A 21,690-nucleotide genomic window follows, 5' to 3' on the forward strand; every position below is an offset into this window, starting at 1 on the left:
TAATAGAGTTAGAGTTTTAATGGCTATACGGGTAAGGATGTGATTGCGTTTGTTGAAGGTTGTGCGGAGGAAGCCTGTGGTGGTTGGCTTGTTAGTGATTTTGTGTTTGGTATGTGCGTTTGTGTACCATGGGGTGAGCTGGGAATTGACTAAGAAATATAACGAAGAGCTCGATGCATATTTTTATGCAGAGCTTGATGGGGAGTACTTAACCTTAACAGTACGTTTAGCAGACACCTTAAGAGATGAGCGTAACTTTCTTGTCATTGATAATCCATATGATGATTTATATGTGGATTTCCGTAGCTTGATTTCTTCCAACATAACTCTAGACTCTGAGCGTTCCTCTCGCGGAAGCCTGGTGTTTGAGATAAATGATTACAAGAATCGCACTTATTCGTTTCGCTTTATTCGGAAAATAATAGGAGAGCCCGAGTATGATAAAGCCTTGCCAATAATCTACATTTACTCAGAAAAGGATTGGATGGTAATGCAAGAAACTTCATCTATTCCTGTAAGGCATATTGAGCAAGATTAAGGAGGCATTAAGATGAAAGAAGTTTGGTTTTCAGAAGATGGAGACTTTAGTGAAATAGAGGATGATGGATTTTATCATTTTTATCTTTATAAATTTGAAGAGGTGGATTATCAGGTAGAAAATAAACAGTTACTTTTAGACTTTCTAGGGAAGCTTGATATTTTTCCTTTATATGTAATGGTTGAGGGGCATGATGAGGAAGAAGAGATGCGGCAGATTTTTGATCATTTAGGATTCTCCTATTCAGTTGACTATTTTACCGATAAGCGAATGTACTCTACTGGAGGAAAGAATTTAACCTACCATCCGCCATTTTTTCAAATCAAAGCATCTTCCATGGAAGAGTTGCAATTAATCATGAGCGAAACCTACCACCTTGCAACACAAAATCAATTTTACGGAATATCATTTATAAATAATGTTCAACTTACATCACGAGATGGTTATTCTTTTCCTAAGTTAAGTAGAAACAAGGATATTGCCGCGTTGAAAGTGGGCCATGACGGGCAAGGGTTCTATTTTTATTCAAATATGAACTTTCTTCAAAAAATGGAACAAGTGATTTCCATGCTTCCTGAAGAATACGTAGTAACCCAAATAAATGATTGTGTGCTAGAAAAATAGAAGGAGCTTCGCTGTTATTGAGCGAGGCTCCTTCTTAATTTAGAATCCAAGCAACTTCATGCTTCCAATGAATAAGGCGATTGCTGCAATAATCAGTGAAATTTTGTTGAATTTGAACAATGAGATAGGTGGCCTTTCCTCACGAAGGTCCCCCACCACTTCCTTTATAAAATCCTTATCGGCAAAGTTTTGGAACTCCACCTCTAAACCGCTTGTTTCAAGATCCTTCCACTTTATCTTGATGGTTTGATAAGGATCATCAAAATAATACATCGTGATATAGTTGCTGCTCATATAGTCTTCATTTGCTATGACATCTTTTTTATAAGAATATCTTTTGTCATCCAGGTTTCTCTCTAGAATATTCATGACAGTCTGGGGTTCATATTTCTTGATATGTATCTCGTCTTTTTTTCTTTGCATGATCATCATGATAAATGGCACAAGTACGGGGCTTAGCGCAAAAAAGAGCGAGTTAATGTTCCAATATTCATTAGAAGTCGTGTACACCAATAGGCCAAGAGCTATAAGCCCTGTCATAATGGTGCTTTGAAATCTATTACCAGTGGAGATCTTTGAAACTCCTTTTTGTTGGAAACTTGTAATTGCATCCAGAATGAGTAATGCCCCTATCATAAGGAGAAAAAGTGAGAATATGTTTTGGTCGATGAAGTCCATGGTTGATGTGGCCTCCTTCCTGGCTGATGGTCTGTATATATATATACGGATGAGTTTGGGAATGGTTTCAAGTTTTTGTAAGGAGTGGGGTGAGATTGTAGGTGCGGGATTTGGTTCCTCCTACAAATTCAATATTAAGGTTTTTCAGCAGACTGATAATTGTCAATCTATTTTCTAATCCTAAATACCTCTTTAACTCTCTCATAGTGATGAACGGACTTATTAATAGGGCATAATCCACTAGTGCGGCTCTATGTGCGTCATCATATTTCCCTCCACAATAAAGGCACTCCCATGTACCGTAAATTCTTTTCATAACTTTATAGGGACTACAACAGGGACATAATACACCTTTTATAATATCTGAAGGCAAGACCCCATACTGAAGAATGGGAGAAGAGTTATCTGGTGTATGATCTTTAAGTAATTGTTTTATTAGCTTTTTTATAAACTTTTTGTCTAGAGGCTGAGAGAAATGTCGTTTTAGTAGCATTCTTACTTTAGCAGAGAGGGCGGGGCTTTTCACTACATTTCTATCCACCTCGCTCGGAGAGGAAAGTACTTTCGTAATAACTTTAGGGTTAGTTAGTACTGCTAGCTTTTCACAGGGCACATCAGTTAATTGCCTCGTTCTTAGCCATGACTGTAATTTGGAGCATTGATTAGAAGCTTGCAAGATAGGGTCTGGATATACTTTAAGTGGATTATCATCTACTTCTTGTAAAAGTTGATAGTTTTTCGGGTCAAAGTAGAGAGTTCCTTTAAAAAATTTCACTTCTAATACTAAAAAGAAATTTGAAAATAAGATGAGGGTATCCATTTGAAAGAAGGTATCCCTAAACGGTAGTCTTAGTCCGTGGAATATGTAAAAAGGGTGGTCAGTTTCTGGAATTAGTTTTAAGTAATAGTCTAAAGATTGTTCACCGTAAATTCCTGCTTCTTTTCTACCTAATTCGTTAAGAAAGTCTTGGGTTTTTTCATGATTAGGTCGAACTCGCCTTTTCATTGCTCTCAAAATATGCACTCTTAAGGGGATGCATCTTGCTTTTTTTATCAAAAAATCACCTCTTTTATAGGATAAGAGTATCATTTGACATCTTTCTACATATCTCCTTCTTTTCTGCAAAAAATCTTTTAGGAAATTTCCTCTTTTTATTAAATAATATGGGGGACCCTCTTACACAATATGGATTCTTGATAATTTGAAGAGGTTTTTTGACTAATTGGAGGAATTTTTCGTATAATTGGAGGGTTTTTTTGACTAATTCAGCTTGTTTTTTGACTATTTCCTTATTTGAGCTTTAAATTTGTTTCGCCACGATTAGTAACTCACTCCTTAGGCAGCTATTAATAGCAGCACCCCTCAATTACCCACTTTTGGAAAAACCCCAACCCTTAACCCCAATTACCTATTTTCGAAAAGTGCCAAGATCCAAACCAAACCCCAGTTACCAACTTTCAAAAAAACAAAAACCACCAACCAGCGGCCCATTTCTCGCCCACTGGTCAGTGGTCACACTTATATTATTCTGTTTCGCCTTCCCACTCTAGCATGCCGCCGACCATGTTGCGGACTTTGTAGCCTTGGTCTTGCAGGTAGTGGCAGACGTTTTCGCTACGGCGTCCGGAGCGGCAGATAACGATGTATTCTTTGTCTTTGTCTAGTTTGTCCAGGTTTTCTGGGATATCGCCCATGCGGATGTGTTCTGCTTGTTTGATTTTGCCCATTTCGATTTCTTCGTCTTCGCGAACGTCGACTAGATAAAGTTCTTCGCCAGCGTCAAGTTTCTTTTTCAATTCATCAGTGGATATTGTTTGGATTTCAGACATGTGTGAAAACCTCGTTTCTATGTAGTGTAAAACTAATTACCTCTATTTTAACAAAAAGAAAACAAGACTGCCAATTAGGACGTCGGCAGTCTTGCAATCAAATGCTAATTTTCCTTGCTACACTTAGTTCGCTACAATGTTCACAAGTTTACCTGGTACAGCGATGACCTTGCGTACTGTCTTGCCTTCGATGCTTTCTTTTACAGCGTCATCAGCAAGGGCGATTTCTTCCATTTTTTCGCGGGTAGCGTCAGATGGGACGTAAAGTTTCGCTTTTAGTTTACCATTCACTTGGACAACGATTTCGACTTCATCTTCGACTAGTTTGGATTCATCGAATGTTGGCCAAGCAGCGTATGTGATGGTTCCTTCGTTGCCTAGTTTCTCCCAAAGCTCCTCAGCGATATGCGGGCAGACTGGGGAAAGCATTTTAACGAAGCCTTCCACGTAGTCTTTTGCGATGGTGTCAGCTTTGTAAGCTTCGTTGATGAAGACCATCATTTGAGAGATAGCCGTGTTGAAACGTAGGCCTTCGTAGTCTTCTGTCACTTTTTTAACAGTAGCATGATATGTTTTCTCAAGTGTATCTTCCTCTGTTACTTCGGCCACTTTGGAGCTTAGTTTTCCGTTTTCTTCTACAAACAATCTCCAAACGCGATCCAAGAAGCGGCGGGATCCGTCTAGTCCGTTGGTGGACCAGGCGATGGACGCTTCAAGTGGTCCCATGAACATTTCGTATAGACGAAGGGTGTCGGCACCATGGGATTCCACGATGTGGTCAGGGTTTACGACATTTCCTTTGGATTTACTCATTTTTTCGTTGTTTTCCCCAAGGATCATTCCTTGGTTGAAAAGTTTTTGGAATGGCTCTTTCGTTGGTACCACACCGATATCGTATAAGAATTTGTGCCAGAAGCGTGCGTATAGTAAGTGAAGTACGGCGTGCTCTGCTCCACCGATGTAGATGTCAACCGGCAACCATTCTTTTAGTTTTTCAGGATCTGCAAGCTGTTCGCTGTTTTTCGGATCGATATAGCGCAAGTAGTACCAGCAGCTTCCGCCCCATTGCGGCATCGTGTTTGTTTCACGGCGGCCTTTTTTACCTGTTTCAGGGTCTACGACATTTACCCAGTCCTCAATGGCAGCAAGTGGGGATTCGCCTGTACCGGATGGACGAATTTCCGTTGTTTTTGGTAATACAAGTGGAAGCTGATCTTCCGGAACCGCTGTGGTCGTGCCATCTTCCCAATGGATGATTGGAATCGGCTCGCCCCAGTAGCGCTGGCGGCTGAACAACCAGTCACGAAGGCGGTAGGATACTTTCTTTTCGCCTTTTTCATTGGCAGCTAACCATTCAATCATGTTGGCGATTGCTTCTTCTTTTCCAAGACCGTTCAAGAAATCGGAGTTAACGTGCTCACCGTCACCTGTGTAGGCTTCTTTAGACACATCGCCACCTGCAACCACTTCTACAATTGGAAGATCAAATTTTGTTGCAAATTCCCAGTCGCGCTCATCATGTGCAGGTACTGCCATGATGGCACCAGTTCCGTAGCTCATTAATACGTAGTCGGCAATCCAGATTGGCAATTTCTCGCCGTTTGCTGGGTTTACTGCAAATGCACCTGTAAACTCACCGGATTTCTCTTTGGAAAGTTCCGTACGCTCAAGGTCGCTTTTGCTTTGAACTTTTGTGATATATGCTTCAACTGCGTCACGTTGTTCATCCGTTGTAATTTTTTTCACTAACGGATGCTCAGGAGCCAACACTGCATATGTTGCACCGAAAAGTGTGTCTGGACGAGTCGTGAAAACAGTGAAGTTCTCATCTGTTCCGTCGATGCTGAAATGTACATTCGCACCTTCTGAACGACCGATCCAGTTGCGTTGCATATCCTTTAAGCTTTCCGGCCAATCCAATTCGTTCAGGTCTTCCAACAAGCGATCCGCGTATTCTGTGATTCTAAGGATCCATTGTCTCATCGGACGGCGTTCTACGGGATGACCCCCACGCTCGGATTTTCCGTCGATTACTTCTTCATTCGCTAAAACCGTCCCAAGAGCAGGACACCAGTTTACAGGAACTTCATCCACATATGCCAAGCCTTTTTCGTAAAGTTTTAAAAAGATCCATTGTGTCCACTTATAGTACTCAGGATCTGTTGTGTTTACTTCGCGATCCCAGTCATAGGAGAAGCCTAGAGACTTGATTTGTCTGCGGAATGTGTTGATGTTTTGTTCCGTGAATTCTGCCGGGTCGTTTCCTGTATCCAACGCATATTGCTCTGCTGGTAGACCGAATGCATCCCAACCCATTGGATGAAGGACGTTTTGTCCTTGCATACGCTTCATGCGGGAAAGGATATCTGTTGCTGTGTAACCTTCCGGGTGACCTACGTGCAAGCCTGCGCCGGATGGGTAAGGGAACATGTCTAGTGCGTAGAATTTTTCTTTCCCTTTTTCTTCATGTGTTTTGAATGTTTTGTTTTCTTCCCAATACTTTTGCCATTTTTGTTCAATGGACTGATGTTGAAATGACATTTTTTCTTCCTCCTGTTAACTCAAATAAATACAAAAAACCCCTCATCCCAATAAAGGGACGAGAGGTTTGAATATACTTAACCTACCGCGGTACCACCCAGATTATTATCACAGTATAATTGTGATAATCACTCGAATCCTTAACGCGGATGATACGGCGAAATATTACTGCCTTCTAAAATGAAGGGTTCACACTTGCTACTCCAAGGCGAGTTCATGTCCGATCGTTTGTTGACTTCCACCACCCGTCAACTCTCTATGCTCGTTTCGTCCACTACTGATCCTTTTCAACGTATAAGTTTTAGTTGTTAGTTTGTATTGTAATGAATTTGCTTAAAAACTGCAAGGGGTATTTTCACTAATCATTATGAACGTTTTCCGGAAAAGTATTCAATTGTACAGTTGCTTTAGCAGCAAGATTGCTTTTCGTTCTGTCTTTCAATGCAGCAATCCTCTGTTTCAACTTCATCACAACATGCCTGATTTTCCTTTACCTCTATGATTTCTATTCCACAACAGCCCGCTTCTTTCTTCTTTAAAAATGAAAACATAACTTTTCCTCCTTTTTCAAAATCAATTTTTTTTGATTAATAGTCCAAAAACTAGTTTTGTGTACAGCATTGTTGACTCTGATTTTGTCTAGCAACTTGGTTATACAAGTTTTGCAGATAGTTGATGATGTTTATTCTTCTGCCTTTTGAAGCCAATCCCAATCGACTGTCATATTGTAAGCTCTCTAATCTTTGTTCGTTTAATTTTGTAAGGGTATAAGGATGTGTATTCATGTTTTCTCCTCCTCTCTTGCATCAAATTTTATTGATTAATTAATTTCATTATATGTCCAGAGGAAAAAATATGCAACACATTAAATCAAAAATAATTGATTTAACTTTCGACATTTAATTTAAATATGGAACAAAAAAGCCCAGGTCCACTCTTCCTTAAAAGAGCGATAACCTGAGACTCCACTTTTCCACACATTATTGCACCGTATATCCACCATCAATAACTACTGCCTGACCTGTCACGCCCCTAGCTGCATCGCTGCTTAAAAACATCGCATAGTCGGCAATTTCTGTTACTTGCAATAGTCTACGTTGCGGAACCAATGGATAGATGACTTCTTCCAACACCTTTTCCAAAGGAACCTTCCTGGTTTCTGCCAGATCTTTCAGCTGTCCGCGGACAAGCGGGGTATCCACGTAGCCAGGACAAAGTGCATTGACGGTGATTCCATCTGCAGCTCCCTCTAAGGCTGAGACCTTCGTCAACCCGATCACTCCGTGTTTCGCACTGTTATATGCCGCTTTGCCGGCAAATCCCACCAAGCCATTGATGGAAGCCATATTCAAAATCCTTCCGAAACCTTGGGCTTTCATTACTGGAAAGGCATGCTTTGTCGCGACAAAAGGAGCTACGAGCATCACCCGGGTAAGAAGCTCAAATTTTTCAGTCGGGAAGTCCTCCAACATGGAGACATACTGCAGACCTGCATTATTAATTAAGACATCCAATCTACCGAATTCAGAAACCGTGGCATCAATCGCAGATTTCAATTCCTCCTCTGACGTTACATCACACTTTAGCCCCCTGGCAGTCAATCCAAGGCGATTCAATCCTTCTCCCGCCTCGACAACATTCTCTTCGTGCAAATCCGTTAGCACGACTTTTGCACCTGCTTCGGCAAATTGTTTTCCTATTTCGTATCCTATTCCTTGGGCTGCTCCCGTGATGAGTACAACTTTATCTTTAACCACTGCTTTAAACTCCTTTCAGGAAAAAAATATTAGATTCCTAGTCCCATAGAGAACAATGCGATAGCAATTGCCAACCCAATCAGTGGAACGATGACCGTCACTGCTGCAACCGGCCCATATGCCGCCTGATGCGTTTCTCCACAGATTGCCCGGACGGTTGTTACAACATATCCGTTATGTGGCAAGGAATCGAGCGCACCGGAAGAAATGGCAACGGTACGATGAAGCGCTTCAGGATTGACGCCCATGTCCATGTAATGTGGGGCAATCAATGGCAAGGCGATAACCTGGCCGCCAGAAGCAGATCCCGTCATACCTGCGATGACGCTGACTGCAATTGCCGCTCCGATAAGCGGGCTGCCCGGAATGTTGGTCATAGCCTCAACAACCGTGCCGAATGCAGGTACCGCCTTGGCAACTCCGCCGAATCCAACAACCGCCGCTGTGTTACCGATAGCAATCAAAGCACCCATTGTCCCTTCTGAAATAGCATTCCAGAAGTTCTTGAAGTATTTTCTTCCGAGTACATAAGTTGTGATGATACCTCCCAATAATGCGATAATTAGCGCAGATTGCTTCAAATCATCATGGAAAATATACGAGATTACTAGTACCACTACTAGTGGAATAAAACTCAAAAATGGGTTTGGCAATGGTCTTTCGCCATCGATCGTAGGATCGCTATCTCTAGAAACGAACGTCTCTCCGCGTCCCACTGCCTTTGAAATCATACGCTTCAACCACCAGTAACCGAAAATCATCATAAACACGGCAACTAGTGCACTTACTTCCGCTCCTGCATATGGACTTGTGCCCAGATATTCAATAGGAATCCAGTTCTGAATCTCCGGAGATCCTGCAGAAGTCATCGTAAAGGTTACAGAACCAAATGCCAGTGCTGCCGGAATGAAGCGGCGTGGCAGGTTAGCCTGTTTGAACAAGCTGATTGCCATCGGATAAACGGAGAATGCAACAACGAACAAGCTTACTCCCCCGTAAGTTAAAATGGCACAAGCTGCTACAATAGCCAGAACAGCGAATTTCATACCCAGTTTATTCACAACCAATCTGGAAACGGAATCTGCCGCACCGCTATCCTCCATTACTTTTCCAAAAATGGCACCAAGTAAGAACATTAGGTACCAGGAAGTTACAAAGGACGAAAAGCCGCCCATATAACTGCTGACAAAGTTTACTTCCCCTTCAGCGACCAGTTGTGGAAATAGCGGCATTCCACTGAAAAGAGCTACAAATAGTGCGGATAATGGACCAACTACTAGCAGGTTCATTCCCCTCATCGTTAAAAAAATTAATAATGCCAAACCACCGATAAGACCAATCATGCTCAACATTTTTCTTTCCCCCTTTTTCTTCCTTTGGTAAACGCTTACAAAACACCTTAAGCTTTTTACCAATAATTTTTACGTTCCGCATTTATTAATGCAAGAAGCGTGCCAACTTGCAAGTTTAATTGTTTCAATATTTTGAACAAAAGGGTTTTCCGCGAATCTGGACAAAAACAGAAGAACTGCCTTAAAACAAAGGAGTCCAGATATCTGGAACATTTTCCGGATATCTGGACTCTGTAGCTTGTTTAGCTATTGTATTTTGTGCTTTTTTAACTTTTCATAAAGACTTGATTTACTGATGCCTAGTTGTTTTGCTGTCACTAATTTATCATTTTGGTACTTTTCCAATGTTTGAATAATGGCCTGTTTTTCTGCATCCTCTAACGTTTCCTTCAATGATTTGGAGCCAATTGGAATCGAATAGGAATCCCTCATGTAGTCAGGAAGCACTTCCACTGTCAGCTTTTCACCTGTGGATAAATGAACGGCGGCTTGGATGACATTCTCGAGTTCCCTTATATTCCCTGGCCAACGGTAGCGCGACAATACATCAAGGGCATCCTCTGTTACAGATGTAATCCTCCTGCCTGTCCGCTTACAGATCTTCTGAATAAAATGTTCGACAAGTAGCGAAATATCTTCTGTCCTCTCTCTTAGCGAGGGAATCTGAAAAGGAATAACATGAATGCGATAATAGAGATCATCCCTGAATCGCTTTTCTTCCATCATTTTCTCTAGCGGTCGGTTGGTCGCCGCAATGACACGAACGTTCACCTGTATCGGCTTTATCGCACCGACCGGTTCCACTTCCCCTTCCTGCAAAGCACGCAACAGCTTAATTTGCATCGGCAAAGACATGTCTCCAATTTCATCCAGAAATAATGTCCCTCCATCGGCAAGCATGAATTTTCCTTTTTTCCCGCCTTTTTTTGCCCCTGTAAATGCCCCTTCTTCGTACCCAAACAATTCGGATTCAAGGAGATGTTCAGGTATAGCCGCACAATTCAACTTGATAAAAGGCATCTGACTGCGGTTGCTTAATTGGTGAATGCTGTGTGCAAATAATTCCTTCCCTGTTCCACTCTCCCCCCTGATCAGGATGGAAACATCACTGGCAGCAATCTGTTTTACCTTGTCTTTCAATAATTTGATGAGCTTAGAGTTTCCAATAATGTCTTCAAGCGTGTATTTCACTCCGGTCTGTTGCTCATACTCCTGCAGATAGTTTCTGATCCGTCCAAGCATGCTTTTGACATGACTGTTCATCTTGTCCCATTCACTCGTATCCCGGAAAATGACCGTTCCGTAAGCACCTATCACTTCCCCGTTTTTATTAAAGATCGGCACACGGTTAGCAATCATATAATTCCCTTTGATATATTGGAGATCGGCCAACTCTTCCTTCCCCGCCTTCACCACTTCATGCATACGAGTATTCTCTATCACTTCCGTCACATGCTTGCCGATCACCTCTTTATTATCCACCCCAATAAACTCGCAATAACTATCATTCATATAGATTATATTTCCCTCATGATTGACTACCACTATCCACTCAAACGCATTTGCAATGATAGTATCCATCATTTCTTCTGTTAGTAAGCTATCCTTTACTCCCATCCTATACCCCTCCTGCATAACTAAACTAAATATATCACAAAAGTCTGACAGTTATGAGAGCGATTACATAAACATCTATAGTACATTTTTACAAACTAAAAAGCAGCTGTCGGAATGATTTCTACTGACAGCTGCTTTTTCGGACCAAATTATATATAGTTTAAGAAGCACTATCTGATATCCTTCCTAAGAAAAACCCATCCACATCGCTTAATTTCCCTCTCCAGAGAAGCTTCCCTTCTGAGGGAGTGGGTTTACTATCTCCACAATAAACCTTTGTATTTTTCAAATGGATGAAATTTGCTTCGGCACCTTTATTAGATTCAAAGCTTTCTCCTGTAGCTGCAAGTTGTTCACTTATCTTTTGGGCTATTTCATTTCCATCTTCAAAGGTCTCACTCATTGTTTCGAAATAATCTTTAGCTGATATAAGAGTACCTGATATAACAGCACCGTTTACATTCAAGCTAATATCCAGGGAAAAATCATAACTATTGGCTGCTTGCACAAAAAACTCTAAAATACTGTCTTTTCTGGCACCAAGCTCATTACTCATTTACACTACTCCTTTCATCAACAGAAAAGAAAGCCGAACTATTTTATACGTCTTGCCTTATTCGGATTTGGCTGTCTTTTTAGCAGAAGCTTTCTTTTTGGTTTTGGCAGAACCAGATTTAGTCCCTGAACGTTTTTTCTGACTCTTTTCTTTCTCTTCATCATCATTGGATGTATCTTCGCTTGAATCCTGTTTTTCATCGGATTCTGTCTCATCTTCAGACTTATCCTCATTTTTATTATCAGGGCTAAGTTTCGCTATCATCTCTTCTAATTTTCCGATTCGGTCTGTCAGTTTACTATTCTTCTCTTTCAATGATTGGTAATCGCCATTGTCTGATTCTTCCTCATCATCTTCTGCGCTATCCGGGATTTTATCTAAATAGAAACCGTTAATATCACTAAGTGCCCCTCTCCAAAGAGCTTCCCCCTTGGAAGGTGTCGATTTATTGCTCCCACAAAGTACTTTTGCATCTTTAAGATGGATGAAGCTTGCTTCCACACCATCTTCTGAATCAATGGATTCTCCTGCTTGAGCAAACTTTTCACTAAGTTGTTGAGCAACCTCGCTGCCATCCTCAAAAGTTTCGCTCAATCTAACAAAATAGTCCTTGGCTGACAGAATAGTTCCTGTAACAATGGCACCATTTACATTTAATGTGATATCAATGGATACATCGTGCTTGTTCGTTGCCTGGACAAGGAAAGCAAGAATATTGTCTTTCCCTGATGTCTGCTCTTTACTCATGTTAAAAGCTCCCTTCATTTATTAAGATGAAGTATCGTCATCACTGGAAAGAGTGGTGTCATTGCTTTCTTCATCTTTTTTCTTCTTAGAAGACTTTTTAGCTGTAGAACGCTTCTTTTTAGTTTTACTTTTCTTTCCCTTTTCATCATTACTATCGTCTTCCTCTTCGTCCTCTGTTTCTTCCTCGTTGTCTTCCTCTGATTCTTCCTCGCTATCTTCTACGTTGTCTTCTTCTCCATCCTCTTCTTTTTCCTCTTTGCTGTCTTCTTCGCTATCATCATCTTTTTCTTCTTCGCTGTCTTCTTCGGAACTACTGTCAGCTTCTTTTTCTTCCGTTAGTTTAGTCAGCATTTCCTCCAACTTGCCTAATCGATCGGTAAGATTTTTATTTTCTTCTTTCAAGGATTCGTAATCTTCATTTGTGGAGTCCTTGGTAGATTCTTTTGTTGCAGCAACCTCTTGTTCACTTGAAGCATCTTCATTGGAAGCTTCATTTTCAGACTCATCTTCACTTGTTTCTTCCTTTTCTTTATTAAATAAACCTTTTGTTGAACCTTTAATAGATTCAAAAGCTTTCTTGGATTTTTCCTTGGCTGTTTCTCCAAAACTGGAACTCTTTGTTTTAAGAGCCTCTGTATCGATGCTATCCATTAACTTTTTACCGTTCTCCGGAGTAGCTAAATAGCCGACTGTTGCCCCGATGATTCCTCCTGCAATGGAACGAGTAATTGGACCTGTAAATGAAGTTTCTTCCTTATTCTTATTTTGTTCCTCTGTTTGATTTTCTGTAGTGTTTGTTTTGTTTTCTGCCATGTTAAAAACCTCCTATTAGTAGTTGAATTCCGTTGAATTTATTCGGTTTGAATCTAGTTTTCTTTCGAGAGATTCAAGTCTCTCCTGTAACATTTTATTTTCCTCTTCCAATGCTTTGGTGTTGTTATCCACCGCTTTGGAGCTTAGGTAAGGATCCGTCTCCCACCAATCCATGCCAATCTCTTTCGCTTTATCAACAGAGGCGACAATGAGGCGTATCTTGATGGTCAACAGCTCCACATCTGCGATACCTACTGTGATGTCACCTGCAATTACAACACCTTTATCTAATATTTTCTCAAGTACATCCACTATCGTACTTGATTGTCCAGTCGTTTGAACTGCCATTATATGAACCCTCCTTAGGGTAATGAATGAAGGCAAGCTTCCTGAAAATAATCAATTAAAGTAAGCTTCCTAAAGGTCCTAGGTCCAGATTCAAGTCGTCTGCATCAAGGCCGAATATGTCTTTTAGTTCTTCCATCTTTTCTTCCAAGTTCATTAAAGCTTCGCCAAGATCTTCAATCTGCTCATCGGTCAAGGTTCCGCCTTCCACACGTCTCATTGCATGCCGTTCCACGATTTGCCTCAGCAGCTCCACCACAGTCAGGACGAGTTGAGCTAATCCATGTTCCGCTTTATCAGGATCTAAATTAATTCGTCCACTTGTCGGGTTGGCCGGTTGCATGTATTAATCCCTCCCTTTGTTGATCAAATTCTACGGAAGATACTGTCTTGCCATTTCCCTGCTGTGCCTGAACCAGGGATTCTACGGATGCAATCAGGACACGAAGATCCAAATAAACAAGATCGACACCCGCTATGGAAATGACCAAATCCGCTTTTATTGCCACACCTTTATCAAGTATGACGTCTAGAATATCTATTAGAGCTATATCCTTGTTTTCTATCGAATCTCTATGGGACATAATTAGTCATCCTCACTTATGAAAAGCTTGAAAAGTGATAAGCGGGCCATGGCCCAGTCGGTTCAAACTGCCAGCCCATATCCCCCATTTTCTTTTCAAATTGCTGGATTTCTTCCAAAAACTGTTCCACTTTTGAGGAAGAGATAAGATAGACGCTGTTCCAGGTCATGTTTTCTTTCCTGCCTGTCACATCTTTGCTCCAATTCCTCTTTACATTCCCTTGCAAAACAAAATCCTTAAGATGTGTATGAATTCTTTCACTCACACGATCCTTTTCGTTCTCGACTTCATCATCAATTAATTTATCAAGTTTTTTCTTTTCGAAAAATTGTTTCCCTTTAGATAGTTGACTGATTTCTTCTCTACGCTGCTCTATTGCAGGATTGTTCTGGCTTACTTGCTTCTTTAATAGTTCATCATTGCAATATATTTTAAGATTCCATTCTTCATTGCCTTCTAGAAGCGCAAAGGTGTCTGTCATCTTGGAATGATTTTGCTGCACAGTATCTGTTAAACTAGTTTCATTTTTATATAACGTACAAAACTTTAAAGGAATTACAGTATATAATTTGGATAATGCCATTACTGTCTCATGATGATGAAATGCCTTTTCTTGCAACCATTCCATATCACTATTGATATTCTCTTTAATGATTTCCTCTGAATACTCATTTGCATCCAGTGAACATACAATAGCGGTTATTTCCCCTATTGATATGGTGTATATATCACCTTTTCCATCAAAACCTTTTATGGATGGAACAGGCTGGCTTACTGATTCATTAGATGGGATGAGCCCATATAAATAAATTAATTCCCCCATACTCTAACCCTCACTTCTTTTTGGTCAAATGCTCCCATTGTTCCATTTCCAAATTCTTGGCTACTTCGTAACGGTGCAACAGTTCTGCTTCTTTCTCTTTGTATGCTTCATCCGGAATTTCACCAAGTTCGTACATCATCTGCAATTGAATAAGCTTTTTTTGAATGGTTGGAAGGTCATACAGTTCTTTGTCCGCTTCCTCTTTCACTTTCTCGCCGATTTTAATGACAAGATTGATAGGTGCAGCTACAATTTTGTGGAGCATTTAAGCATCCTCAACTGTCAATCTGATATTGACAAAGTTGTAAGCCGGCCATGGACCACTGTAATTAAAATCGACCTTATCCTTCCACTTTTCATGAGCTTCATTTACTTTCTGATCAAACTCTTCTTCTTTATCCCTATCAATAAGAAAAGAGGCGTTTAGCAACATTTTCTCCCCAATAGGGTCATTCATTTTAGAGGCTTCTGCTGTATCCTTTAATGGTTGGAAGATTTCAGCTTGCATCTCTTCTTGCAGGGAAAGGAATAGTTTTTGAGCAGCCTCTCCTAATTGGATTCGCTCATAGTAGCTTGCTGCTTCGGATTTCCCTCGAACCTTCTCAGCCATTTTTTCCATTTTTTCATTTCCGCCAGCCAGTTCTTCCAGCCATTCTTTTTTGCCAATTACTTTTAAGCCCAATTCAATTTTCCCTTTGATAGCCGGGAAAAGTTTTTCGAATTGAGGATACAAGTTTTCAAGCAGGACCGCTACATCTTCTCTTGAATGAAAAACATTACCGAAGCTTACAGGAATGACAGTATCATTTTGTTTCATCACAAGGGAGATTGCTTGTTGATGCATCATCAGGTTTTCTTTATTTGGATGGTAGATTTTCATTGGAACTTCTGCAGCTACCATTGCAGAGTCTTTATATGAAATAGTAAAGAGTTCTCTTTTCTCCCCTTCCAATTCGATTGGACCAAATTCCTCTTCCTTTTCTGTTTGAATTCCACAAATGATATAAATACCCATTTTTTCTTCTTGACTCATCATAAGACTCTCCTTTATTACTCAGTGACCTTCATATTTTCACAGGCCCTTAAAATCATTTCCTCTGCTTCTTTCAGCGGCTGTTCGCCATCTAGACATCTGCTTAATTGATGTCCGAGTATATCCTTGCAAAGCCGCTTGAAATCTTCGTTATCCCCGTCTACTGGAATATCTCCCTCTGTTGCCAATTTGGCAATCATCAGGGAAGCACGTAAACTGGGACCGTTCTTTTTACACCCTTTACGGAGGTCTGCAACTAGAGCCGTGATGGCTTTCGCTTTTTCCTCTTTTATGTCGACTTTTTGTGAAACGATCTTTGCTTCCCTATCCACCTCTTTATAATCGACATGGATGGTAATCAATCGGTCCAACAGGGCATCCTGTGTATGAAAAACACCTGCATATTCATCAGGGTTGCTTGTAAAGATTACGGCAAAATCCGGATGAACCGGTACAAAGGGTTCTGTCAGCTTTGATCCATACAATGGAAGAACACCTTCCTCCAATATGGATAGGAAGATATTATTCGTTGTTGGTTGAGACCTGGTAAACTCATCGTACACAAGCGTGTAACCGTTTTTCACAGCTTCCAACAACCGACCGTCCCTCCAAGTTTCTGTTATACTTTCATCTTTCTTATAGACGGAACGGATATAGTTATCTACCACTTTTTTACTTGTGTACCCTGTAAAGTCACCTATTAGATCCTTATTGTTCAACTCATGATTTCCGTGTATGAGCATAACAGGCTTTTTCCTCTTTTTTGCAAGAGCGAGTGCCATGGAAGTTTTACCTGCACCAGAAGGGCCAGTAAAATGAATAGGATATCCGGCCTTTAAATATTGCAGTGAGCGAGAAAGTAAATCCTTCGTCTCAGAATCTTGGATTAATGCCCTTGAATCTTTCTTTATTTTTTCTTTTAAAACCGTCACTCCATTCCCTCCTACTCACCACGTGCTATGCCTCATGTTTAATGGAACTTCTATACCTGATATCACGCCTTTTATAAGAAGTGACTTCTTTGTCTTTATTAAGATGGACGTCATATATACCTAACATTTCATCTTTTGCATACTTTTTCATATATTCCTTTTCTTCTATTACTTCTACTGTCAGTTTCCATCCCTCGTTGTCACTTTCTTCAACTGAGGTGATTTTATGAAGGGGTGCGACAAATTCATTGAAGAAATCGGCTACATTCCCCATGATCTTTTTAATTTCCATATGGACCTCCTGCATAAATAGAAGGGAAGGACCAAGTGGAGATCCCCTTGGTTGCTTCCCATTCTAATTTCTAAATACTAAAGCGCGGGCTGCGTTCATTCTGTTGTTCAGGTAGCCCGTTTTCTTCTACTTCATCCCGAAGTAATCCAACCGCTTCAGCGTATCGCAACCATGTGTCAACACTTGCAATTACGACTCTTGCCTCTACTGTTAAAATTTCAATTCCTACCACAGAGACCCTTACAAAGGCATCAATTACAATCCCTTTATCCAAAATACGGTCAATAACCTCTGCTAAACTTGAACTATCTGTACTTTTTTGAACGGACATACATCATTTCTCCTTTCATTCAGTCATCAAGATCCCATTGTCTTAATGTCATTTGAGGATTTTATTTTTGTTGAGCTTTTTATATTGCTGGCACCTTTCATATCCGTATAACCCTTGATGCTCTTCACACCTTTGATTTTGCGGTCATCGCCATCATCATTTGTCGAGGATATCTTTTCTTGGAAATCCTCTCCCGCTTCGACAACTTTACTTATCTTGTCACGGACTGAAAGTAATGCTTCCTGTGCTTTTTCTTTTCCTTCTTCTGCTTTATCATGAAATTTCTCAGCATTCTCTTCTGTTGTCTCCTGGAGGTTTTCCGTTGCTTCCTCCGCTTTATCTTGCACACTGTCCACAAATTTCTCTTTCGCTTTTTCCTTGACCTTATCTTTGATTTCATCTTTAATCGGCTCCGGAGTGTGTTCAAACACCTTCTTTGCCGCCTTGCCTAAAGTCTTTTTAATCTCTTTTCCCATCCAATTACCACCTTTGGATTCATCGAAAGAGGACTGATTATTTCTTTGAATCTACTAATTCACCCAGCATGTTTTCGATTTTATCAAGTCGGTTATTAATGCTTTTGTTTTCTTCCTTGATTTCGTCCAATTCAGAAGAAGCGTCATCGGCTTTTGATTTCTTTTTCTCATCACTTTTTAATGGACTCATAAGGCTTACCACATTTTTCCCCATATATCCGGAAGCCAATTGTTTGATTCCATTTTGCGCCTGTGCGGCCAGCATTTCTTGGGCTGATCTTCTTAGTTGGTTACCGGCAACCTTTACCACTTCTGATTGGCTAATATTTTTAAAAAGCTTTTTACTTGTTCCTGGACTAGAAAGGAGACCGATGCCAGCACCTACCACTCCTCCAACAATTGCTAAATTGATAGAGTAATTGCTATTATCGTTCTTTTCTTCTTGTTGTTCATTCTGTTCTTCTTGTTGTTCATTCTTTTCTTTTACTGCCATGTAAATCAACCTCATCCCTTCTGTGTTTGTTCTTTATTGATTAAAAACTGAATTGGCCTTCTTGATTTCTATTAGTGAGACCCTCTTCTTGAACCTCATCACGTAATAGGCCTACCGCTTCTGCATATCTTAACCATGTATCCACACTTGCAATAACCACCCGTGCTTCTACTGTAAGGATTTCAATTCCCACCAATGAAACTCTTACAAATGCGTCAATAACGATTCCTTTATCAAGAATCCGATCAATAACTTCTGCAAGACTGGAACTGTCCGTACTTTTTTGAACACTCATTTACGTATTGCTCCTTTCCATTTTAGAAATGTAGTCATATGATCAAAGTTTTCTTATTTAATTAGCTTAGTAGGTATATAACCAATTAACCTTTGTCTAAAACGGGGCTTAAGTTGTGATGTCTATAAAAATTCCAAGATATTCATTGTTTATGTCCCAACTAAAGACTTATGTAATATCAGAAAGTGATAGGTATCCATATTCCTTGAAGAAAAAGGAAAAAAGTTGAAGTTATATTACAATAAGAATACATTTGATAAATAGAAGTTTTGGACAACAAAAAGAGAACATGGAAAGACCACATTCTCTGTTAATGAACTATGAACGTTTTTGAGCTTACTTAATTATATAGGGTAACTAGGTACTTTATGGAACAGGAGGAGAATGACAGATTGATCGATTCCCTCACTTTTCATCAGCAGTTGCAGATCATCACCACGTTCCCATCAGGATCCTTGATATTAAACCATGCCGTATCTCCCACCTGTTCTATTTCACGTACCACTTCAATTCCTTTGTTCTGAATAAATTGATATGCCTCGTCAATGTCCGGTGAGTAAAAATTAAACAATGGTGCGCTGCTTGGTTCACGCTTAAACGTAGGATCAAATTTATGATCATCAAGTGTCAGGGAAGTCGTTCCCTTCAAGGGGATGTTATACACAGGAGACTCGACAGTATCAAGGTCCACTTCTACCCCCAACAGGTTGGTGTACCATTCTGCAGACTTTTGGAGATTTGCAACATGAATAAATACGCCGTTCATTTGATTTTTGATCGGAATGGTTTTTTGCATTTTTCAGTTTCCTCCTTCAAGTTTCCTTCTCTTATGTATTCTTGTTTGATGGGAGAATTCCTTTGAGAAAATTCTTTCGTGAAAATTACAGTTCAAGTCACACAACTACATCAACCGAAACCACATAATACAAAAAAGCCAACCCTACTCGTTAAAGAGCAGAATCGGCCTTTTTTATATAAACTATTTCTTATACCATCACTTTACAAACATCATTCGTAAACTCAACAGGATCCTCTAACGGCAATCCTTCAATTAACAGCGCTTGGCTGTACAATAGATTCGTGTACAACGCCAGTTTCTCACGGTCGCCTTCATGCGCACTCTTCAACGACGCAAACACATCATGGTTTGTGTTGATCTCTAGTACCTTGTTAGCCTTGATATTCTGATTATCCGGCATCGAGCTTAGGATTTTCTCCATTTCAATAGTTACTTCTCCTTCTGTAGATAGACAAACTGGATGTGTTTTTAAGCGTTTGGATACCTTCACCGCTGAAACTTTATCAGCAAGGATTTCCTTCATCGCTTCAAACAGTTCCTTGTTTGCTTCCTGCTCGGATTCCGTTTGCTTGTCATCTTCTTCTGAATCAATGCCAAGATCTCCGCTTGATACATTTTTAAATTCTTTCTCTTTGTAATTCATCAACATCTTGATTGCAAACTCATCAATGTCCTCTGTGAAGTAAAGCATTTCGTATCCTTTGTCCGAAACAAGCTCGGTTTGTGGAAGCTTTTCTATTCTTTCTTTGGACTCACCGGTTGCATAATAAATGTACTTTTGGTCCTCTTTCATGCGGGAGATATACTCATCCAACGTCACAAGTTTCTTCTCTGTGGAAGAATAGAACATCAGCAAGTCTTGCAACTGCTCTTTGTTAGCGCCGTATTCGGCATAAACTCCATACTTTAATTGACGGCCAAATGCTTCAAAGAATTTCTCGTATTTCTCGCGCTCGTCCTTCATCATGCCAAGCAAGGCACTCTTGATTTTCTTAGCCAAGTTTTTCGCGATGAATTTCAGCTGACGATCCTGCTGCAGCATTTCACGAGAGATGTTTAGAGACAGGTCCTCAGAATCTACTAGTCCTTTTACAAAACTGAAATGGTCAGGCAGTAAGTCCGCACACTTGTTCATGATCAGTACGCCACTTGAATATAGCTCCAGGCCTTTTTCAAATTCCTTGGAATAATAATCAAATGGAATGCTCTCCGGGATATATAGAATAGAGTTATAGCGAATCGTTCCATCTACACTAATATGAAGATGCTTTAACGGTTTATCGAAACCATAGTGCTTTTCATTATAAAACTTCTCATAATCTTCGTCTGTCAGTTCAGATTTATTTTTACGCCAAATCGGCACCATGCTGTTGATGGTTTGCTCTTCTGTCACTTCTTCCAGTTCTTCTTCATTGTCCGCTTTCGGTTTGGAAGTTGTTACATCCATCTTAATTGGGTAGCGAATGAAGTCGGAATACTTTTTGATGATGGACTTTAGTCTGTACTCTTCTAAGTACTCGTCATAGCTTTCGTCTTCTGTATTTTCTTTTATTTTCAGAACGATTTCCGTACCTATAGAATCTTTCTCGGCAGGTTCGATTGTGTAGCCATCTGCACCTTCTGATTCCCATCTGTACGCTTCATCGCTGCCAAGAGCTTTACTAGTCACCGTCACTACATCCGCAACCATGAATGCCGCATAGAAGCCTACACCAAATTGACCGATGATGTCATGTCCGTCTTTAATTTCATTTTCTTTCTTAAAAGCCAAGGAGCCACTTTTCGCAATAACGCCAAGGTTTGCTTCCAATTCCTCTTTAGTCATCCCGATCCCTGTATCCACAATAGTTAAGGTTCTATTTTCTTTATTTGGGATGACTTTTACAAAGTAGTTGTCTTTATCAAATGTAAGAGAATCATCTGTTAATGCACGATAATAAATTTTGTCCATCGCATCACTTGCATTGGAAATAAGCTCTCTTAGAAAAACCTCACGCTGAGAGTAGATGGAGTTGATCATCATTTCTAGCAGTCGTTTTGATTCAGCTTGGAATTCTTTCTTTGTCATGTTCTGATTTCTCCTTCCAAATATGTATGATTATATTTTAGCACTCTCAGACTACGAGTGCTAATACTCTATAAAATAATTATCATATTTGGATATTTTATGTCAATAGAAATGGACGAAAAAACGGTGCGATTCCTATTAAGGAATCGCACCGTTTAGGTTGTTT

General features: G+C 40.2%; 28 protein-coding genes and 1 other annotated feature. Of the genes, 2 read left to right on the forward strand and 26 right to left on the reverse strand.

Features of this window, described 5'->3' with window-relative positions:
- Positions 1 to 145: 145 nt before the first annotated feature.
- Complete coding sequence (locus tag B4U37_RS17240) at positions 146 to 538, forward strand: hypothetical protein (protein ID WP_157663820.1); 393 nt, start codon at positions 146 to 148, stop codon at positions 536 to 538.
- Positions 539 to 550: 12 nt separating this feature from the next.
- The gene (locus B4U37_RS17245) at positions 551 to 1,162 is read left to right on the forward strand and encodes a hypothetical protein (RefSeq protein WP_088019246.1); all 612 of its coding nucleotides are present in this window, start codon (positions 551 to 553) and stop codon (positions 1,160 to 1,162) included.
- Between the two features lie 39 nt (positions 1,163 to 1,201).
- Here B4U37_RS17245 and B4U37_RS17250 read toward each other — a convergent pair whose 3' ends face one another.
- The 26 genes from B4U37_RS17250 to htpG form a co-directional block, all read right to left on the reverse strand.
- The gene (locus B4U37_RS17250) at positions 1,202 to 1,840 is read right to left on the reverse strand and encodes a hypothetical protein (RefSeq protein ID WP_088019247.1); all 639 of its coding nucleotides are present in this window, start codon (positions 1,838 to 1,840) and stop codon (positions 1,202 to 1,204) included.
- A 67-nt stretch (positions 1,841 to 1,907) separates the two neighbouring features.
- Positions 1,908 to 2,897 carry a nuclease-related domain-containing protein gene (locus tag B4U37_RS17255; RefSeq protein ID WP_157663821.1) on the reverse strand — a complete coding sequence of 330 codons (990 nt, stop codon included), beginning with the start codon at positions 2,895 to 2,897 and terminating at the stop codon, positions 1,908 to 1,910.
- 467 nt (positions 2,898 to 3,364) lie between these two features.
- Positions 3,365 to 3,670 (reverse strand): rhodanese-like domain-containing protein, encoded by a 306-nt coding sequence (locus tag B4U37_RS17260; protein ID WP_010195361.1) that lies wholly within the window; start codon positions 3,668 to 3,670, stop codon positions 3,365 to 3,367.
- Positions 3,671 to 3,793: 123 nt separating this feature from the next.
- On the reverse strand, positions 3,794 to 6,211 hold the full coding sequence (leuS, locus tag B4U37_RS17265) for a leucine--tRNA ligase (RefSeq protein WP_088019249.1): 2,418 nt from the start codon (positions 6,209 to 6,211) through the stop codon (positions 3,794 to 3,796).
- Positions 6,212 to 6,262: 51 nt separating this feature from the next.
- Positions 6,263 to 6,511, reverse strand: a binding site (T-box leader).
- Positions 6,512 to 6,618: 107 nt separating this feature from the next.
- Positions 6,619 to 6,762: a hypothetical protein gene (locus B4U37_RS22280; protein ID WP_198317043.1), complete on the reverse strand. Its 144-nt coding sequence runs from the start codon at positions 6,760 to 6,762 to the stop codon at positions 6,619 to 6,621.
- A gap of 51 nt (positions 6,763 to 6,813) precedes the next feature.
- Positions 6,814 to 6,996, reverse strand: coding sequence for a hypothetical protein (locus B4U37_RS17270; protein WP_088019250.1), 183 nt, complete (start codon positions 6,994 to 6,996; stop codon positions 6,814 to 6,816).
- Between the two features lie 195 nt (positions 6,997 to 7,191).
- Complete coding sequence (locus tag B4U37_RS17275) at positions 7,192 to 7,968, reverse strand: 3-hydroxybutyrate dehydrogenase (RefSeq protein WP_088019251.1); 777 nt, start codon at positions 7,966 to 7,968, stop codon at positions 7,192 to 7,194.
- A 29-nt stretch (positions 7,969 to 7,997) separates the two neighbouring features.
- The gene (locus tag B4U37_RS17280) at positions 7,998 to 9,320 is read right to left on the reverse strand and encodes a GntP family permease (RefSeq protein ID WP_088019252.1); all 1,323 of its coding nucleotides are present in this window, start codon (positions 9,318 to 9,320) and stop codon (positions 7,998 to 8,000) included.
- A 246-nt stretch (positions 9,321 to 9,566) separates the two neighbouring features.
- On the reverse strand, positions 9,567 to 10,937 hold the full coding sequence (locus B4U37_RS17285) for a sigma-54 interaction domain-containing protein (protein ID WP_088019253.1): 1,371 nt from the start codon (positions 10,935 to 10,937) through the stop codon (positions 9,567 to 9,569).
- Between the two features lie 160 nt (positions 10,938 to 11,097).
- Positions 11,098 to 11,493, reverse strand: coding sequence for a gas vesicle accessory protein GvpU (gvpU, locus tag B4U37_RS17290; protein WP_088019254.1), 396 nt, complete (start codon positions 11,491 to 11,493; stop codon positions 11,098 to 11,100).
- Positions 11,494 to 11,550: 57 nt separating this feature from the next.
- Positions 11,551 to 12,240 carry a gas vesicle accessory protein GvpU gene (gvpU, locus tag B4U37_RS22465; protein WP_010195343.1) on the reverse strand — a complete coding sequence of 230 codons (690 nt, stop codon included), beginning with the start codon at positions 12,238 to 12,240 and terminating at the stop codon, positions 11,551 to 11,553.
- Positions 12,241 to 12,261: 21 nt separating this feature from the next.
- Positions 12,262 to 13,053, reverse strand: a complete 792-nt coding sequence (gene gvpT, locus B4U37_RS22080; protein WP_157663822.1) for a YtxH domain-containing protein — start codon at positions 13,051 to 13,053, stop codon at positions 12,262 to 12,264.
- Between the two features lie 15 nt (positions 13,054 to 13,068).
- Positions 13,069 to 13,401, reverse strand: coding sequence for a gas vesicle protein (locus tag B4U37_RS17305; RefSeq protein ID WP_010195339.1), 333 nt, complete (start codon positions 13,399 to 13,401; stop codon positions 13,069 to 13,071).
- Between the two features lie 55 nt (positions 13,402 to 13,456).
- Complete coding sequence (locus tag B4U37_RS17310; protein ID WP_088019255.1) at positions 13,457 to 13,741, reverse strand: gas vesicle protein K; 285 nt, start codon at positions 13,739 to 13,741, stop codon at positions 13,457 to 13,459.
- Positions 13,707 to 13,982: a gas vesicle protein gene (locus tag B4U37_RS17315; RefSeq protein ID WP_010195335.1), complete on the reverse strand. Its 276-nt coding sequence runs from the start codon at positions 13,980 to 13,982 to the stop codon at positions 13,707 to 13,709. The genes B4U37_RS17310 and B4U37_RS17315 overlap by 35 nt, the downstream gene beginning before the upstream one ends.
- Before the next feature lie 16 nt (positions 13,983 to 13,998).
- A complete protein-coding gene (locus B4U37_RS17320; RefSeq protein ID WP_010195333.1) occupies positions 13,999 to 14,805 on the reverse strand; it encodes a GvpL/GvpF family gas vesicle protein in 807 nt (268 codons plus the stop codon).
- Positions 14,806 to 14,815: 10 nt separating this feature from the next.
- Positions 14,816 to 15,070 carry a gas vesicle protein GvpG gene (locus tag B4U37_RS17325; protein WP_063559820.1) on the reverse strand — a complete coding sequence of 85 codons (255 nt, stop codon included), beginning with the start codon at positions 15,068 to 15,070 and terminating at the stop codon, positions 14,816 to 14,818.
- Positions 15,071 to 15,838, reverse strand: coding sequence for a GvpL/GvpF family gas vesicle protein (locus tag B4U37_RS17330; RefSeq protein WP_088019256.1), 768 nt, complete (start codon positions 15,836 to 15,838; stop codon positions 15,071 to 15,073).
- A 17-nt stretch (positions 15,839 to 15,855) separates the two neighbouring features.
- A complete protein-coding gene (gvpN, locus tag B4U37_RS17335) occupies positions 15,856 to 16,770 on the reverse strand; it encodes a gas vesicle protein GvpN (RefSeq protein ID WP_088019257.1) in 915 nt (304 codons plus the stop codon).
- 25 nt (positions 16,771 to 16,795) lie between these two features.
- On the reverse strand, positions 16,796 to 17,062 hold the full coding sequence (gvpO, locus tag B4U37_RS17340) for a gas vesicle protein GvpO (RefSeq protein WP_010195316.1): 267 nt from the start codon (positions 17,060 to 17,062) through the stop codon (positions 16,796 to 16,798).
- Between the two features lie 70 nt (positions 17,063 to 17,132).
- Positions 17,133 to 17,393, reverse strand: a complete 261-nt coding sequence (gene gvpA, locus B4U37_RS17345) for a gas vesicle structural protein GvpA (RefSeq protein WP_010195314.1) — start codon at positions 17,391 to 17,393, stop codon at positions 17,133 to 17,135.
- 26 nt (positions 17,394 to 17,419) lie between these two features.
- Positions 17,420 to 17,869, reverse strand: coding sequence for a gas vesicle protein GvpQ (gene gvpQ, locus B4U37_RS17350; RefSeq protein ID WP_088019258.1), 450 nt, complete (start codon positions 17,867 to 17,869; stop codon positions 17,420 to 17,422).
- Between the two features lie 37 nt (positions 17,870 to 17,906).
- Positions 17,907 to 18,362: a GvpT/GvpP family gas vesicle accessory protein gene (gene gvpT / locus B4U37_RS17355; protein WP_010195312.1), complete on the reverse strand. Its 456-nt coding sequence runs from the start codon at positions 18,360 to 18,362 to the stop codon at positions 17,907 to 17,909.
- Between the two features lie 40 nt (positions 18,363 to 18,402).
- Positions 18,403 to 18,657 carry a gas vesicle structural protein GvpA gene (gvpA, locus tag B4U37_RS17360; protein ID WP_088019259.1) on the reverse strand — a complete coding sequence of 85 codons (255 nt, stop codon included), beginning with the start codon at positions 18,655 to 18,657 and terminating at the stop codon, positions 18,403 to 18,405.
- A gap of 415 nt (positions 18,658 to 19,072) precedes the next feature.
- Entirely contained in the window at positions 19,073 to 19,453 is a 381-nt protein-coding gene (locus B4U37_RS17365) for a VOC family protein (protein WP_088019260.1), read from the reverse strand.
- Between the two features lie 190 nt (positions 19,454 to 19,643).
- Positions 19,644 to 21,524, reverse strand: coding sequence for a molecular chaperone HtpG (gene htpG / locus B4U37_RS17370; protein ID WP_088019261.1), 1,881 nt, complete (start codon positions 21,522 to 21,524; stop codon positions 19,644 to 19,646).
- Between the last annotated feature and the right edge of the window lie 166 nt (positions 21,525 to 21,690).

The organism is Sutcliffiella horikoshii (assembly GCF_002157855.1).
Classification (GTDB): Bacteria; Bacillota; Bacilli; order Bacillales; family Bacillaceae_I; genus Sutcliffiella_A; species Sutcliffiella_A horikoshii_C.

Excerpts from the sequence above, each read along its gene's own strand:
- B4U37_RS17245 (WP_088019246.1), top strand. The coding sequence starts at position 551 with ATGAAAGAAGTTTGGTTTTCAGAAGATGGAGACTTTAGTGAAATAGAG.
- B4U37_RS17250 (WP_088019247.1), bottom strand. The coding sequence starts at position 1,840 with ATGGACTTCATCGACCAAAACATATTCTCACTTTTTCTCCTTATGATA.
- B4U37_RS17260 (WP_010195361.1), bottom strand. The coding sequence starts at position 3,670 with ATGTCTGAAATCCAAACAATATCCACTGATGAATTGAAAAAGAAACTT.
- leuS (WP_088019249.1), bottom strand. The coding sequence starts at position 6,211 with ATGTCATTTCAACATCAGTCCATTGAACAAAAATGGCAAAAGTATTGG.
- B4U37_RS22280 (WP_198317043.1), bottom strand. The coding sequence starts at position 6,762 with ATGTTTTCATTTTTAAAGAAGAAAGAAGCGGGCTGTTGTGGAATAGAA.
- B4U37_RS17270 (WP_088019250.1), bottom strand. The coding sequence starts at position 6,996 with ATGAATACACATCCTTATACCCTTACAAAATTAAACGAACAAAGATTA.
- B4U37_RS17280 (WP_088019252.1), bottom strand. The coding sequence starts at position 9,320 with ATGTTGAGCATGATTGGTCTTATCGGTGGTTTGGCATTATTAATTTTT.
- B4U37_RS17285 (WP_088019253.1), bottom strand. The coding sequence starts at position 10,937 with ATGGGAGTAAAGGATAGCTTACTAACAGAAGAAATGATGGATACTATC.
- gvpU (WP_088019254.1), bottom strand. The coding sequence starts at position 11,493 with ATGAGTAATGAGCTTGGTGCCAGAAAAGACAGTATTTTAGAGTTTTTT.
- gvpU (WP_010195343.1), bottom strand. The coding sequence starts at position 12,240 with ATGAGTAAAGAGCAGACATCAGGGAAAGACAATATTCTTGCTTTCCTT.
- gvpT (WP_157663822.1), bottom strand. The coding sequence starts at position 13,053 with ATGGCAGAAAACAAAACAAACACTACAGAAAATCAAACAGAGGAACAA.
- B4U37_RS17305 (WP_010195339.1), bottom strand. The coding sequence starts at position 13,401 with ATGGCAGTTCAAACGACTGGACAATCAAGTACGATAGTGGATGTACTT.
- B4U37_RS17310 (WP_088019255.1), bottom strand. The coding sequence starts at position 13,741 with ATGCAACCGGCCAACCCGACAAGTGGACGAATTAATTTAGATCCTGAT.
- B4U37_RS17315 (WP_010195335.1), bottom strand. The coding sequence starts at position 13,982 with ATGTCCCATAGAGATTCGATAGAAAACAAGGATATAGCTCTAATAGAT.
- B4U37_RS17320 (WP_010195333.1), bottom strand. The coding sequence starts at position 14,805 with ATGGGGGAATTAATTTATTTATATGGGCTCATCCCATCTAATGAATCA.
- B4U37_RS17325 (WP_063559820.1), bottom strand. The coding sequence starts at position 15,070 with ATGCTCCACAAAATTGTAGCTGCACCTATCAATCTTGTCATTAAAATC.
- B4U37_RS17330 (WP_088019256.1), bottom strand. The coding sequence starts at position 15,838 with ATGAGTCAAGAAGAAAAAATGGGTATTTATATCATTTGTGGAATTCAA.
- gvpO (WP_010195316.1), bottom strand. The coding sequence starts at position 17,062 with ATGGAAATTAAAAAGATCATGGGGAATGTAGCCGATTTCTTCAATGAA.
- gvpA (WP_010195314.1), bottom strand. The coding sequence starts at position 17,393 with ATGTCCGTTCAAAAAAGTACAGATAGTTCAAGTTTAGCAGAGGTTATT.
- gvpQ (WP_088019258.1), bottom strand. The coding sequence starts at position 17,869 with ATGGGAAAAGAGATTAAAAAGACTTTAGGCAAGGCGGCAAAGAAGGTG.
- gvpT (WP_010195312.1), bottom strand. The coding sequence starts at position 18,362 with ATGGCAGTAAAAGAAAAGAATGAACAACAAGAAGAACAGAATGAACAA.
- gvpA (WP_088019259.1), bottom strand. The coding sequence starts at position 18,657 with ATGAGTGTTCAAAAAAGTACGGACAGTTCCAGTCTTGCAGAAGTTATT.
- B4U37_RS17365 (WP_088019260.1), bottom strand. The coding sequence starts at position 19,453 with ATGCAAAAAACCATTCCGATCAAAAATCAAATGAACGGCGTATTTATT.
- htpG (WP_088019261.1), bottom strand. The coding sequence starts at position 21,524 with ATGACAAAGAAAGAATTCCAAGCTGAATCAAAACGACTGCTAGAAATG.